This is a genomic window from Nocardia tenerifensis NBRC 101015, assembly GCF_000308715.1.
GTDB lineage: Bacteria > Actinomycetota > Actinomycetes > Mycobacteriales > Mycobacteriaceae > Nocardia > Nocardia tenerifensis.
Window position 1 is genome coordinate 451 of the sequence record NZ_BAGH01000611.1, and the last position, 15,320, is coordinate 15,770.

1 protein-coding gene (running past one end of the window) is annotated in these 15,320 nt (G+C 66.3%); it reads right to left on the reverse strand.

Annotated features, from left to right (window positions below; all coding sequences use genetic code 11):
- Window positions 1-15,320, reverse strand: the final stretch of a protein-coding gene (locus ON39_RS43695) for an IQM protein middle domain-containing protein (protein ID WP_040743042.1). The gene runs 21,526 nt beyond the window's last position; 15,320 of the gene's 36,846 nt are visible here — the last part of the coding sequence; its start codon lies beyond the right edge, outside the window; it ends in the stop codon at window positions 1-3.

The following is a 15,320-nucleotide window of genomic DNA, read 5'->3' on the forward strand; positions in this document are numbered from 1 at the left end:
TCAGCGTGGAACGGTCGGGTCTTGGGGGTTGTTGGGTTTGGCGCGGGTCGGTGCACTCCCGTCCGTTGAAGGTGGAGTGAAGCTGGGCGGGAGTGGCACCGGGGGCCTTGGGGGTATGGGTAGGGGCACGGGTGGCCTTGGTGAAGTTTGTTGCGCGGGGTCCGCTGGTTCGCGGTCTGTGGGGGCGTCGAGGTTGACGACGAGGACTGTTGCGTAATCGGTTTGGGGGCTTGGGGTTTCCGCGTGTGAGTGCATGAGGCGGGTGAGTGTGTGTGCTAGGGGGTCGAGTGAGGTGGCTTGGAGGATCTGTCGATCGGTGGTCGTTGCGGTGTCCACCGGTCCGATGGCGATTGTCACGTTGCCGCGTTGTGCTCGTGGGTCCAGGTCGAATGAGAGCAATCGCGCCTCTGGGGTCGCGAGATCGGAGCGACGTTGCGCGAATGTCGCCTCGAAATCTGCGACATGTAGTGCGGCGAGGGTGGTTTCGAGACTGTGTAAGCGGCGTCGGTGGGCGGCGAATCGTGCCGAGGGAGCGGCGGGGTCGCGGATCCATGCGATCTCGAGCTGAATGAACTTGCGGTTAAGAGTGTTTCGTATGGCGGCGGGGATGCCGTGGCCATTGCGCAGGCCGGGGAAGTCTGCGAGCAGGCGCGCCTGGTAACCCGGGGCCAGATCCGCGAAATGCAGGGCGTGCCACCACTCGCGGCCGTGCTGTTCCCACCATGTCGCTCGGTCGCCCTGCGTGCTCTCGGAGCGCAGTGTGTCGGGGGCGTGGGGTGGGGTGATGCGATCGTCGGGGCCGGTGGGTTCGGGGTGGACGAATATGCCTGCCTGCTGGGTCTTCGAGGTTCTGTTCGCGTTCAGTTGGTGACGCCAGTGGTTCAGCTGTGTTTGCTCCTGGAAGAACCGCTCGCGCGCGGCCCGCCTCGCCTCGCGCGCCGCCGGGTCGTCCGCGGTGGACGCGTTATCGATGTGGTGCAGCGCGGCTCCCGTGGCGGTCGCCAGGATCTGCCGGTGCGTGAGCGCGGTGCGCTGACGCTCCAGCTCGCCGATCCTGTCTCGGTGGGAGGAGTCGCTGTCTATTCGGATGAAACTGGAGTCGAGCACGAGCCCTTGGCGGCGTAGCCAATCCAGCGCGTAATCATTGTTCTCCGGTCCCGGTGGGCCTGGCAGATCGGCGTCGGTCCACTCGGTGAGCAGGCCGTCGGCCGCCTCCAGCTCACCCATGGCGGTGACGGCGCGCCCACCGAGGAACGACGCGTGCTGAATGCGACGGCTGCGCTCGGTGGCGGCGGCGTAGAGATTGCCGGACCCGTCCATCACGAACAGCACGCGGCGGGCGTAGTCCGTCAGATCGTCGAGCTTGGTGGTATCGAACCGCAATCCGTCACTGGCTCGGTACAGTCTGCCGTCCTCGCCCGGGAACAGCCGGTGCGACTCCAGTTCCGCGGCGTCCATGTAGTACACGGGCAGCGAGGAGTTCGATTCCGGATCGGTGAGCCTGGGCGCCACGGCCGCGCGGAGCAACGGAATCTGCGGCGTGGCCAGTCCGAGCCGCGACGGCGGCGGAATGCGATCGGTGGGTACCCGGCCGGTCGGCGAGGAGAGCCCGTCCCAGAGCCGCTGCGGCGGCCACACCGCGAACGGCGCGCCCGTATCGGTGACACCGATCTCGTAACCACCAGGTGCGGTATGACGCAGAAACACCGTTGCCGGCCAGGGGAACTCGCCGATCTCGTGCACGCTTCCGTCGGCATGCACGCTGACGAAGTTCACGTCGTAGGCGCGCGAGACCACCCGCAGCGCCTCGTCTCCGGCCTGTGCGTCCGGTGAACTCACTTGGGCGACGGAATCGACCATGGCCCAGTACGCGGTCGACCGCCAGCGATCGAAATCCTGCCGAACCCGCTGTTCTGCCTGCCACTCCACGTCATCGAGGTCGCCGTCCGCGCGGCTCTGGTCGACTTCCTCGCGCCGTTCGTCCTCCATCTCCAGCTCGTCGCGCAGGTGATCCGAGACGTGCTTGCGGGTGCTCGCTCTGGGGGTGCTCAGGATTCGGGCGACGGTGGCGAGTATCGAAACGCCGGTCGGCACCGGCTCCCAGCGCGACGGCATGGGCCGCGCGAGCGCTTCTCCCGTCGCCGGGGGAGGGTCGATGTGGGCGTGCTGGTCGGCGAGTGCCGGATCGGCGGTGAATTCGTCTGCGCCCCTTTCCATCTGCCGCAGCAGGTCCTCGCCGAGATAGGTGAAGGCGGGGAGTTCGGGCTGCTCCACCCGGACGGACTGCACGCCGAGGTCGAGAACCAGTTTCTGCAGTGTCTCGGCCTCGAGTTCGTACTCGCGGTCGAGGGGTGCTCCGGCGATCCCGCGGGCCACTACCCGGACGGTGTGGTCGGCGGTGACGGTGCCCGTGGTGTCGAACACGGTGTCCCTGAAGCGAATTGTCGTGCCGGGCAGGAAATTCTCCCAGCCGAGATTCTTGTGGGAATTCTCCGTTCGGTAGACCTTGAACGGCCGGATATAAGTCGGCCCCGCGTCGCGGATCCGCACGGCGCGGGCGAGAGCTGCGGTGCGAGTGCTCGCTTGGGTCTGCGGGTCACGGATCTTGACAAACTCTTTCGCGGTGAAAATCACCCGCTGGAAGTCGTCGGCGAATCGCAGGCCCTGCGTCTCGAGGAAGGCCAGGGCGTAATCGTTCATCTGCTCGTCGGGCCAGTAGTGCCCGCTGGAGTCCACAATCCTGGTGACTACGCCGTGTCGCGCCGAGATGGCGCCTGCGGCGGTGACGGTCCGGCCGCCGAGGAAAGACGAATGCTGGATCAGGCCATTGACTTTCCTGGCGACATACAAATTACCGAACTCGTCCATGACGAAGATGTCCTTGCGTTCGCTGATCTCCTTCTCGTCGCGTTCGGAGTGGAAGAGCGAACCGTCGCGGGCATGGCGCAGTAGGCCGTCCTGGTCCACGAAGACCCGATGGGCTTCCCGCTCCGTGTCGTCCATGTAGTGGGTCGGCGTCACGCGACTCCACGCTCGAGGCAGGTGCGCGGAGTTGACCGTCTTGCCGCGGAGTTTGCGGTCCGGCACTGTTCGGTCGCGGATCCACCGCGTCCGGTTTCGCCGACCCCGCTGCACCACTGCGGGTTTCGGCGCTCGCGCGGTCACTGGACGCTGTTCCGCAAGGTAGAGTCGCCGCAGACCGGCACCCTCGAGTAGAGGTTCGGGCCCGCCCGCGAGCATCGTCGTGCGAGGCGGCGGGATCTGCTCCCTCGGCAGTGCGCCGGGCTGGGGCGGCGGGGGCAGGTCCGGCCGGACGACGGTGGCGTAATGACCGGTCGCCGTGATGCCGACCTCGTAGCCCGCCTCCGTGCGCCGCAGGAAGAAGGTCGGCACCTCCGGGTCGTTCGTCACGGTTGTCCGCGGCTTGTCCGGGTGCACCAGTATGTAATTGAGGGAGTAGCGTTTGGCCGCCCCGGAAAGCAGGGGATCCTCGGCGTCCGGCGCGGGGTTTTTGGTGGCTTCCCTTCGCACCTCCGCGGCGTCTACTCGGAGAATGTGAGCAAAAGTCGGAATCGGATTGTCTTGATCAGTCGAGGGAATCCGGTACCAATCGATCGGCGCGGGCAGGGTGATGCGGACCTGCCGCGCCTCGTACTCGTCGAGCCGGCGAGCGAACTCCGCTCGGTCGATGATCTCCAGTGCGTTCGGTGGCAGATCACCCTCGGTGTGCGGCTCGCGGACGGCGAGATTGCCGTCCCGGCGGACCACGGCGACCCGGGGCCGGTCGCCGTCGTGGAAGTGTATCTCGGTGTCGGTGTCGAAATTGTTCTCCGTCAGAGCTTTTCGCAATTCTGCGATTTCGAGGTTTTGCTCGGCGAAGGGATCTCGGAACGGCGGCCTGTGCACCACTGGGCTACCCGCACCGATTCCGAGATCGCCGAGGATCGCGACGCCGTCGGCTGCGTGGTCGGCGAAGATGTGCTCGGATCCGTCCGGGGCGTAGATGATGGCGGCGATCACGCGGACGTTGCGGGTGGGGTGTTCGTCGGCCGGGTAGTGGCGTCCGGTGATCGGTTCGTAAACGCGAACCGTTCCTCGATGGTTCTCGAAAACCGAAGCGTGCGCGCCGATCCCGTGTTCATCGGCCGGACCGTGGTAGGCGTCGACGACCAGTGCGATGGACCCGCCGCCGAGTCGACGGAGTCGGTCGACGATCTCGGAATGGCTTGTGAACGTGCGTAGTTCGGCTCCGGCGTAGTCGTTGAACTGCGCGGCGCGCATGCCGCCGAGACCGACGGAGTCCGCCGCGGGCGAGGTGATGGGCGCGGCGGGGTTTCGGGTAGCGGCGTAGCGCAGGGCCAGGGGCGCGCAGTGGGCGGCCCGCGCGCCCGTGGTCGGATCCCCCGTGTGGGTGCGCGGAGCACTGCCGTCGGTGGTGCCGGGATGGCCGATGCGGCGGTGCTCCGTGTCGTACGGCGACTGGATGTCCGCGCCGTGGTGCTCCGCCGTGCGGTCGAAACCTCGGTCCGTAGCGCTCGGGATCGGCACAGCGACGTGCTTTTCGTCTTTCGCCGCGGGTTCGGCGAAGATCTGGTCGATGTGGTCGTGTTCGCCGGGAAGCGCGTGCCGCAGATCCGCGATCACATCGCGACCCTCGAACAAGTGGCGATAAGCGTCTCGCACCGCCCGCAACCGTGCTTGGTCCAGCGCCGCCACCAGTTCCAGCGCGGCCTTCGGCGTGGACGCCGACCATACCGCCCTGGCATACGCTTCCGCGTCGTCGTGAATCTCGCTGCGGCCCTTGTCGATCGGACCGGTAGACGCCGGGGCCCGCGCGCTCGGCGCACGGCTGGGAGAGCCGACGGTCGACGGCAGCAGTATCTCCGCGTGCAGTACCGGGATACGGCCGGGGCGGTGCTCGACCCTTGTCACCCGATAGTTGGTATCGCGGGGCAGGATGAGTTCGCGCTTGAAGCGGTCCCTGCCATCGCTACCGATGTAAACGCCGGTCATGCCGGGCGGCACCGTCAAGGCCACCCGGTACTTCGCCTGCTCGGGCATGTGGACGACCCGGGAGGTGAACGAGGTGGACATATAGGCGGGTTCGACCTGGCGGACGCCGATGAGCAGTTCGGGGTCACGGTCGCCCAAAGGTTTGCCGTCCGTGGCGATCAGGAAATCGACGGTGGCGAGGCTTCGCGTGATGTGCACCTTGCCGGCCAACCGCAGCCGCGCACTCGTGGCCAGGTCGAGCGAGTCGACGTGCTCTCGGAGCGTGCTCGCGTCGAGCCTGCCCGATGCGTTGGTGCCGAAATGCGCGCGGTACAACTCCTCGATATGGGCATCGCGTTCGATCTGTGCCCACCGGGCTGCGGTCTGTGGCTCGGACAGCAACCGGGTGGGCACCTCCATCTGCCGATCCATGGGCTGATAGTGCGAGGTTCCGGCGCGCCGCAGTTCTTCCTGCCGCGCCCGCCACAGCTCGGCACTCTCGGCGAGATGATCGACCCACCGCTCCAGCCCGGACACTCCGCCCCAGCGCAGCGCGAAGTTGATCAGCGCCGACTCCTCGAAGGCGAGCACCGCGTCGATCAGGTTGCCGGGTAGGTCGTCCCAGACTCGCAGGGTGTGGTGGGCGAAGTTTCCGCGGACGCCCTCATCGTCGAAGTAGTGCACGCCCCCGACCAGGCGTCCCAGCCGGGGCGGGCCGAATGCTGCCGAGTCGATCGAATCCATGAACGACGCCTGATCGTCGCCGCCGGGGATGTAGCGGGCGTCCTCGGGAGCGGGCTCGGACGCCATCACCTCAGCTGTGACCCGCCCACCCGCGTGTATTTCGGTGATGCGGACGACGATGTCGCGGGGTAACAGCACCTTCGGGTGCGCGGCGTCGCCGAACAGCAGTCCATGTGTCCCGGCGGGCACGATCAACTCGACGTCGGGCCGTGTAGTGGACGGCGCTTCCTCGATGACCTCGGCGGCGGTGAAGGTGCGGATCAGGACCTCAGAGTTCGCCTCTCCCAACAGGATCAGTTGCTGTGGGGTAAGGCTGTCATGGGTCACCACGCGCAAGGGTGTGGTGATGGGCAGTCTCGCCGCGGTGGCCTCGTCCAGAATCTGGATCTGGGCGCGGACCTCCTCGATGCCGAACGGTGTGCTCAGGTGGGTGGTGAAGTGGTCGTTCAACTCGGGGTATCTGCGGTGGTTGTCCACCACGCTCTGCCACTCACCGCGCGGATCGTCGGAGGCGAGAATCTCGCGCACGCCTTGCACCGCGTACGGCACGTCCTCGGTCTGCTCCAACTCGTCGAGTTTCGAGGCGAGTTCGTCGAACGCGGGCAAATCCTGATCGGGCCACAGGATCGACATGCCTTCGTACGCATCGACGATCTCCTCCCATTCCCGGATGAAACCGTCGGGATCGGCCAAGAAGTCGTTCACCGCAACGGGTTTGGCCGCATGCCCGAGGACCGCCGCCCGCTGCTGTTCGTCCAGCTGTTGGAACCCGTTCAGCGACAGCGCGAAGCCGCGCGACGTTCGGGGATCCCGCGACGTCTCTCGATCGTGTGACGGGTGCGCGGCGGTGCCGTCGCCCTGAACGGTGCGCGTAGGCGGAAGCTCGGGGGAATTTGGTGTGGCGCTGTCTGTTACGCGATTGCGCCGCCGAACCAGGTCGCTGACGGGGTGCGCCGGTGGGTTCGTGCGCGGCTGGATTCGGAGTGGTTGTGCCGCAGCGGATGCCGTCTCCGCACCGGCGGCGTCGCGGCCGCGGAGCCGAGCGATGAAGTCGCGCAGGCGTTGTCGCGTACCGGCCTGCGGTGCGAGCTGGGAAGTGTTGTCGCCGGTGCGGCTCCCGCCCGATCCGTAAAGGGCGTGTGCGCCTGGACCGGTTTTCCAGAGGGCGTCGAACATCGGGATGGCGGTCGGGCCGCTGCCGGTCGGCGTGCCGTCGACTCCGTCGCGCTCGTCGCCCACGGGTTGGGTGGATAGCGTTGTGTCGCTCGGTGCGCCGATGCCGATATCGCCGAGGACCTGGGCGCCGTCGGCTGGGCTATCGCTGGTGATGCGTACGGTGCCGTCCGGGTTGTAGATGACGGCGGTGATGGCGCGGAGATCGGCGGCTGGGTGTTGGTCGAGCGGGTAGTAGTTTCCGGTGATCGTGTCGTATACCCGAACAGCTCCGTGGTCGTTCTCGAAAACCACTGCGTGCGCGCCGATTCCGTTCTCATCGGCGGGGGCGCTGTAGGCGTCGACGACGATGGCTATGGCGCCCGGGTCGCGAAGGTGGCTCACGATCTCGGCGTGGCTGCTGAATGTTCGCAGATCGGTTCCGGCGTGGCGGTTGAAATGCCCGGCGCTCATTCCGCCGAGGCCGATGGAGTCCGGCGGTGGCCAAGTAATGAGGGAATAGGGCAGTCGGTCCGCCGCATACTTCAAAGCTCGTGGCGCGCACTGCGCGGGGCTGAATGTGGGTGGCGCGGTGGGCCATGCCGCCCCGCGAACCCAGGCGGAGGACCCCTGTGCAGAGCTCTCCCCGGCCTGTGCGGTCGTTCGATCGGATGCGCGTAGGTCGGTCAGCTCTGCCTGCAGCGCGGCGATTCGGGCGAGATCCAGCTCATTCGCTTCGAGTGCTCGGGCAGCGGTGGCTTTGTGATCTCCTTGGCTGGGCTGCCCGAGCTTGTCGCCCGCGCGATAGAGCTGGTCGCGAAATGTGGACTTATTTTTGTTGAGCCGTTCTCTGGTCTCGGTGAAGGTGAAGCCGGCTTGGATATGCTCCAGCCCCATCCGTTGCGTATCGTTCAGCGTTCTGTGCTCGGGACCCTGAGGCGCGGATCGGCCGGCGCTTCCTTCAGCGCGCAGTCGAGCTACCCTGTCGGCGCTGATGATTCCCAGCTCGAGCGCCTTGGCGGCGGTGGCTCTGAAATCCGACGGATCCGGCATCGCGAGATTTCTGCCGGCCCGCGCCAAATTTCCGGTGAGTGTGGACTCATTCTTCCCCGACTGCTGCGCAGCCATGTAAGCACTCTGCCCTGCGGCGACACGCTCGACCGCGTCGATCTGGACTTCGGTCAATGGCTGCCACGGTGGTCGAAGTTCGTCGATGGATTCCTCGTCCAAATACCCTCTATCTCGAGCCAACCGGGCGGCATCAATCCATGAACGCATCCTGAACATTCTTCTGGTGACACCACTCAGGACATTGCGGACATCCTCGTGTGAACACCCGACGGCCTCCGCGATCTGCCGCAGGGTGTATTTTGCGACATAGTGTTCGAATATTCTTCTCTGATCCGATGTCATCGGATTGGGTCGCATGGTGAAGAAGGCGCTGCCGTCCGCGCCGAGGCCGACCTCGTACCCACCGTCGTGGGTTCGGCGCAAGAACGCGTATGAGCCCTGGCCGGCCAGTTGATGCTCGGTGATCTTCCCGTCAGGGCCGAGCACTACGAGATTCAACTTTTTCAGTCTCGCCGCGGTGACCAGGGCGGATTCCTGGTGCGCGAGACTCGATGGGTTCTGGGAAAGGTGTAGGTCCACCTCGGTCCGCAGGACTTCCGCATCGATGTCGAGGAAGTGGCCGAGAGCGTGCAGGTCCGAGTCGTGGCCGAACGGCAAGCGGTGCCACGACTCTGGCATGCGCAAGCTCGTTCGCACGTTAGAAACGCCATCGGCTGACAGTTGATCGAGAAGTTCGGATCTGGTCGAAAGTCGAATCTCCAAGGGGCCGTCGCCGTCGGAGACGAGAAGATCGAAGGCGTCGTCTGGCCGGACCGCCGCCGTGATGATCGTGTCCCGACTGCGCCAAGTAACCGTGGTCCCGGCGAGAAGCTCGTTACGGCTCACCGCCTCTCGCAAGCCACCGGTGCCCTCGACCGGCACGACACGTTCGGTGAAATCCGCACGGAAGCCGGGCTGGACCACCGTGACCAACCCCTCCGGCGGCGATGCCTGTGTCAAGAATTCCCAGGTTTCGGCGGGCGATGATTCCCACTGAGCGCCGTCGGGCCACGTCATCGATCGCACGGCATCGCCGGTGAACGTGGCAGAAACGCCTGAGCTCGCAGCGAAATCGCTGAAGTGTATCTCCGTGCCTGCGGGGAACTCGGCTTCGAAGAACGTCGTGAAGAATTCGCGAGTCGAGTACACCTCCGCGGACACGTCGGTCGAATAGTGCGATCGGCGGGGACCGACAAGGTTGGGTTGATCGGCGACGACAGGGGTGGCCGACGACGTCGGCTGTGTGGTCGTGTCGTCGGACGGTGCGCCGATGCGAATGCCGCGGGGGAAATCGGGGACCGCTTCGTCGGGGAGGCGCAGCGGACGGGTGGGTCTGCCGGTCGGGGAGTAGAGGACGGCGTGCACGGCGGCACCGCCTTGCCGGGGGACTCGATGGTCGGGGTCGGCGGCATCGTGGACGAGGATGGCGCCGCGGACATTGACCATGCGGAAGGCGTGTGCGCCTATGCCGTTCGCGCCTACGGTCGGATGCACCCCGACGACGAGTGCTTGTGCGCCGGGGCCGAGAAACTCTAGCTGCCTGGCGATTCGATCCTCGTCGGCGTAGCCGCGGAGCTTGCCGCCTGCGGCCTGCTCGGCTTCCCGCCGCGAGTGGCCGGGCAGAGTTCGCTGACCGAGCAGTACTCGCTTCAAGCGGCCGAAGGGTGCCGTGGCCCGGTAGTTCGGCTGGATCGCGCGACTGTGGTTGTCGCGTCGGATATCGGTGAGCGCGCGCGTGAGGCAGTCGTAGGCGGGCTCGTGGCTCTGCGAGGTGAGACGCGAGCCGGTGGCGGCCACGTGGTCTACGGTGCCGTCGCCATGCGCGGGGAGCGCGGCCGCACGGGTGATGGAAGTTGTTGTGCCACCGGCGGGTCGGTGCACGAGCTGTTGGAACATAGTGCGCGGATGACGGCCGGGGGCGCGCCCGCCCGATGATTCGTGTGTTGCCGCCGTCGCCTCACTTCGGCCTCGAAGTCGAGAGACGAGACCCCACAATCGGTTCCGCGTGCGAGATCCAGCGACAACGGACTCGCGCGTCGTACCGTCTGTCGGCTCGTGCGCTGTGCTGCCGGGCTCGCGTGTCGTGCCGCCGGTCGACTCTTGTGTTGTGCGGCTGATGGACTCGTGCGTCGTGCTGTGCTCAGGCGATGTGCCGTCGCCGGGCTCGCGCGGTGCGCTCGCAGTGGGTACGGGTGACGTGCCGTTGCTGTGGTCGCGCGTCGTGCCGCCGGTAGGCACAGCCGCACCGCCGTCGGTTCCCGTGTTCGTGCCGTGCCGATCAGGCGTGAGAGTCGCTGAGTTCGCGCGAGTCTCGGGGACATCGCCGGTGCGCGGGGCACCGTTGGTGGGCTCGTGGGTTGTAGGGCCGGTGGGTACGGGCGATGTGCTGTCGGTCGGATTGTGCGTCGTGCCGCTGGCGGGCTCGCGCGTCGTGCCGATGGTGAGCTCGCGCGTCGTGTGGCTGGTGGGTGCTACCGACGTGTCGTTGCTGTGCGTGCGCGTCGTGTCACCGGTAGGCGCGGGCGCGCTGCCGTCGGATACCGTGCGCGTGCCGTGCTGGTCGGGCGTGAAAGCTGTTGTGGCGATGTGGGTCTCGGGGACATCGCCGGTACTCGGGGCGCGGTCGGTGTAGTTGTCGCGTGCCGCGGGCTCCATGCCGTGCTTCTGCGCCAGGATGCCGGGGTCGCTCTTCGACCGCCGCAGGGGGTGCGGTGGCGTATCCCAGCCCGTGCCCGACAGGTCGAATGTGTCGGGCACGTCGGCACGCCGTAGGGAGTCGGCGGACGATCGGTGCCGACCGAAGGGATTGTCTCGTTGAGCCTGCGGGCCGATGGCAGGTCGATCCGGGGCCTCGTTGGTAACCGCCGGGGGAAGCCCGTTTCGGCCGGCGGTTTCGGCCTCGTGTACCTGCGGCGTCTCCGACCGCATCTCGGTGAGAGCGGATGCACGGGTCGGCTCGTCGGTGTCAGGCTCCGTTTCGTCGTCGTTCCAACGCAGTGCGGATCGGATGTACTCCAAGCTGATCGGAGCAACCGGTTCGGTCTTGTCGTCCGTGATCTGCTCACCGTCCGACGATTCCCGGTGCGGTACACCGTAATTCGTGTCGGTGCTGTAGACCGACGCGCTGTCGGTCGGTGATTGCGGACGCGACGGCGTTCGTGGGTCGGTTTCGCTGGTGATATCGCCCGTCTGCTGTTCGGGCAGCGGTGCGGGCCGGATGGTGTCGACGGACTCGACGCTGTCTTCGGCTTTCACGGTGTCGGTGGGCTGGACGGTGTCGGTGGGCTCGACCGTGCCAGTGGGCTCGACGGTGCCGGTGGGCGCGATACCGCTGGTGTGCTCGACATTGCCTGTGGGAGAGGAGGTTCGGACGATGCCCGCAGGTGGAGCCCGTGTCGCGTCACTACGGTCGCTCTGGCGGGTCGTGTCATCGTGCGATGCCGCGCCGACCTGCTCGTGCACAACGGCGTCGAGCATTTCTTCCTGCGATACAGCTTCGGTGAGCTGCTCTTCATGCGACGGGCGCTGCTCACTCGTATCCGGCTCATCCTGCGTCCGTGGCTCTGTATCCGCATTCTTCTGGTCCATAGGAGCCTGTTCGTCGTCGGGAAGCGCCGCGCCCTCGGCGGGGTCCACAGGCCGCACGCTGCCGTCGGGCGCGGTGACCGTGATGGTGGGCAGCGGAAGGGATCCATCCATCACAACTTTCGAATCGCCCTGTGCGAGAGATGTTTCCGGCGCGGTAAAGGCGTGAGGTTCGCTCGGCACGGCGAGGTAGAAGTGATTGCCGATAGTCAACGCCGTGGCGCTCGGCGTTTCGGTGGTCTCCGCACCGAGTATCACCGGACGGGTCCGGTACTCATTGTTGTTCAGCGCCAGATAGATTCCGCGCCGCCGGAGTACGGCGGAGGCCGCCTGCGGCATCAGATGGCTGATCGCGTTCCGCCAGACCCTCGGTGCTCTTATCGCTCGGAGCTGCCGGCTGAACTCGGCGAGAAGCCGGTGATTGTCGCGCGCCGCGCGCAGGACCGCCCATTCGCGAGGATCGAGCAGCCCAGCGTCGAGTTCCGCGTCGACGATGGCCGCGAACTGCTGGAAGTAGTCCTCGGCATTCGCCTCGATCTCGGCCGCGATGTCCGCGCGCAGATCTAGTAGCCGCTGGTCCAGTACCTCCTGGGTCAAGGGTGGGTCGTTCGGGTACACGACGCGCTCGAGCATGAGCGGCAAGCAATCGCCATTGTCCCGCATGGATTCCCAGACATGCCCTGCCGGCGCGGCGATGCCGTCCACCGTGTTCGATCGCGGGCCTTGCACCCGGACGCCGCGCGACGACGCGGTGTCGCGGACGGGCGAACTCTCGGGCAGCGCGCCCAGCGGCTTGTCCGGGCCCAGCTGGTCGTCGGCGGGCGTCTTCGGCGGTACTGGCTGGTTCGTCTGTTCAGGCGAGTTCTGCTGTGTGACTTTGTTATTGGTCTCGGATTGAGTGGTGATAGCTGTGCTCTGCTCGGGTTCCGCTTCAACGACCGCTGAAACCTTCCGGACCCCTCCGGGTTTCGTCAGCATCTCCGTGGTGAGCGCGACGGCGTTGCCGACGACCCAGACCGTGCCCGCCGGCCCGACGAGCTTGATGAGCGCGACGGTCTGGACGCGATGAGTGTCCGAGCCGAGGCCGTCAGAGTTCAGTGACGTTGTGCCATAGCGGGTGTAATGACGGACCTGGTTGCCGATGTCTCTGGCCATGCCGTACCCCTTCGCCCCGCCGCTGTACGGGAACCCGGCGGGTGCGCCGCGGTTGCTGGCGTCCGCGGTGGTCGGGATGCTCACGCCGAAGGTCGGCATGAAGGCGACGGACTGGTCCGCGGCGGACGTGAAACTGTCGGTGTCGATCGCCAGACCGTCGAGAGCGATTGTCCCCGTGGTCTGTTCGATCTCGACCGAGTGCAGCGTCACCTCGGCGACGATGTCGGTGACCTGCTGACCCGGCTCGTGTTCTGCCGGGGTCGGCAGGTCGCCGTCGAATGTCTCGGCGGCGTTGAGGAAGGCGGCGATGGTCGCGGGGCCGAGAACGGTGGGTCGGCCCTTTCGGGCCAGCGAGTTCAGGGCGATGATCATGCTCTCGACGGAGTGGGTCTGGTGGCTCGCCTCGACGGAGGGGGCAACGGCGCGCAGCGCTTGCGCGAGCTGAACGAAGCCATCGAACCAGTAGACCTGGATCGGCCTGCTCCGCTCCCATGGCCCCGTGAGCCGATCTCGAACCGCGGCGGGTATCTCCATCTCGATGGCCACGCTGCCTGCGGGCGGGGCCGGCCGGCGGACCGACGGATCGGACCGGTAGATGCCGGGTGTGACGCGGGCCGAGGTGGTGGCGCTCGTATCGGTTCGGGTATCGGCGGTATTGAACTGGACGAGATTGACGGAGTTCAGGGTGAGAGAGCTCGAGTAGGCCGGTCGGCCCAACGCCGAGGTATCGAGTCCCCGAAGGACTCCACCGGTCCATCGGGCGACGTTCGCCAAATAGGTCGCCACCTGGTTGGGCAGGCGCCACCATCTGATCTTGACCTCGTAAATGTAAGGAACGTCGAAGATCGAGGTGTCGTCGCCGCGCAGCCACGTGTCCGACGACCGATCGGAGTCCTGCGAAGCGCTGCTTTTCCCACCACCCTGCAGCGCGAAGCTGAATGTGGGGCGTATGCCGCCCTGTTGCCAGCTGGGATTGCCGCTCCACTGATCGACTCCGGTGCGAACGGTGCCCACCGTGGTGTTCCGGCCGCCGAGGGCGTTGCCGTCGGCGGTGTTGTGGTAAAAGGTGTTCTCCAAACCGACGCCTTTGGGAAGTCGCCTGCCGCGGATCCGGTTCAGATCGGTCTTCGGGTTGGGGCGCGCGGTGAACTCGAGCTCGACCAGGCGCGGACCGAACCACGAGGAACGGTTGACGACGGCGACTCGGTGACTGCCGGGTCCGATCGTGCGTGTGCCGAAGACGTAGCCGTTGACCTCCATCGCAAGGCCGTGGAGGTAATTGGCCGACTTCGGCGTCGTGATACCGGGAGCCACCGACTTCACCAGGTTCTCGATCGCCTTCTTGAAGCCGTCCCGACCGCCCTCGAAATTCGTCCCGACGATCTTGCCGTAAGAGAGGGCCCCGCCGCTCTGAACATAGGTGCTCGGCAGGTACAGATCGGCACTCGACTGCTCCACTATCTTGTGCACGCCGCTTTCCTCGACCAGGCGGCTCAGTTCGGGATAGCGGTGTAAATCCTTGTCGTGCACCACGAATCCCGCTCGGCCGGGCGAATCGACGACGAGGGTGTTATCTCCATGGGACGCGGGTTCCGCTACGCCGAAGAAGCGCTTCCCCGCGCTGATGAAGTCGTTCGCGATACCGCTGAGCGCGTTGCGAGTGCCCTTCTCGACGGTGACGACGTAGACCACCCGCCCGGTGAACTCGTAGGCCGGGCCGCCGGAAGTGGAGGTGACCCGGTTGGAGCCCATCGATTCGACGGCGCTGGAGTTCCGCGATCTTCCGAAGGTGTGCTGATAGGTCCCACCTGGGATAGCACTGCCGTCGGCCTTGTCGCCGAGTCGTGCGGTCAGGCTAACCCCGAGCATGTCGCTGTGCAGGACGGAATCGCTCGTGGAGGACTTGTTGTGCGAGGGGAGCCAGTTCTCGGTATTGATCTGCGCCGTCTTCGGCCGCACCGCCACGTCGGTGATATACGACTCGATACGGACCCGGTAATCGGTGCCGGTGATGATGCCCTCGTTACCGCGGATCTCGATATCGTCGGAGTGCTGGGAGTTGTGCACCAGCAGGGCCAGCAAGCCTTGCGCGGACAGGCTGGTGTGAATGATCTGATACGGCCCGGACTCCGGGCTCGTGGCGCTCTCGCCGAAGGATTGCTGCCATATCCATTTACCGCCGGCGCTCACCCGATTCATTGCCCACTTCAGCCAGCCTTCGGACCCGTCTGGAGCCGGTTCGGCATCGGTGAGCAGGCGGAACGGGTCGTGCAGCGCGCCGGACGGATCCGTGACGATGATCTGCGGTGTCCAGGTGCCGGGCAGGTTGGGGCCGGCTCGGCTCGGCTCTGTCTCGTGGAGGTCCTCGCCGGGCAGCGTGGCATTCTCCGCGGGATCTATCGGGAATTCGCCGGGCATCGTCCGCCGGAGGCTTCCGGTGCTGGTTTCGATGTCGGTGGGCGACAAGAACGCACTGTGCATAGCGCCGGCCGGATCCTCGATCACGATGGTGGGGATCTCCGGAGTAGCGGTGTCGGTCGTATGCGGGGCAGTTTGCTGGGCAGGCTCCTCCGCAGCCGGAT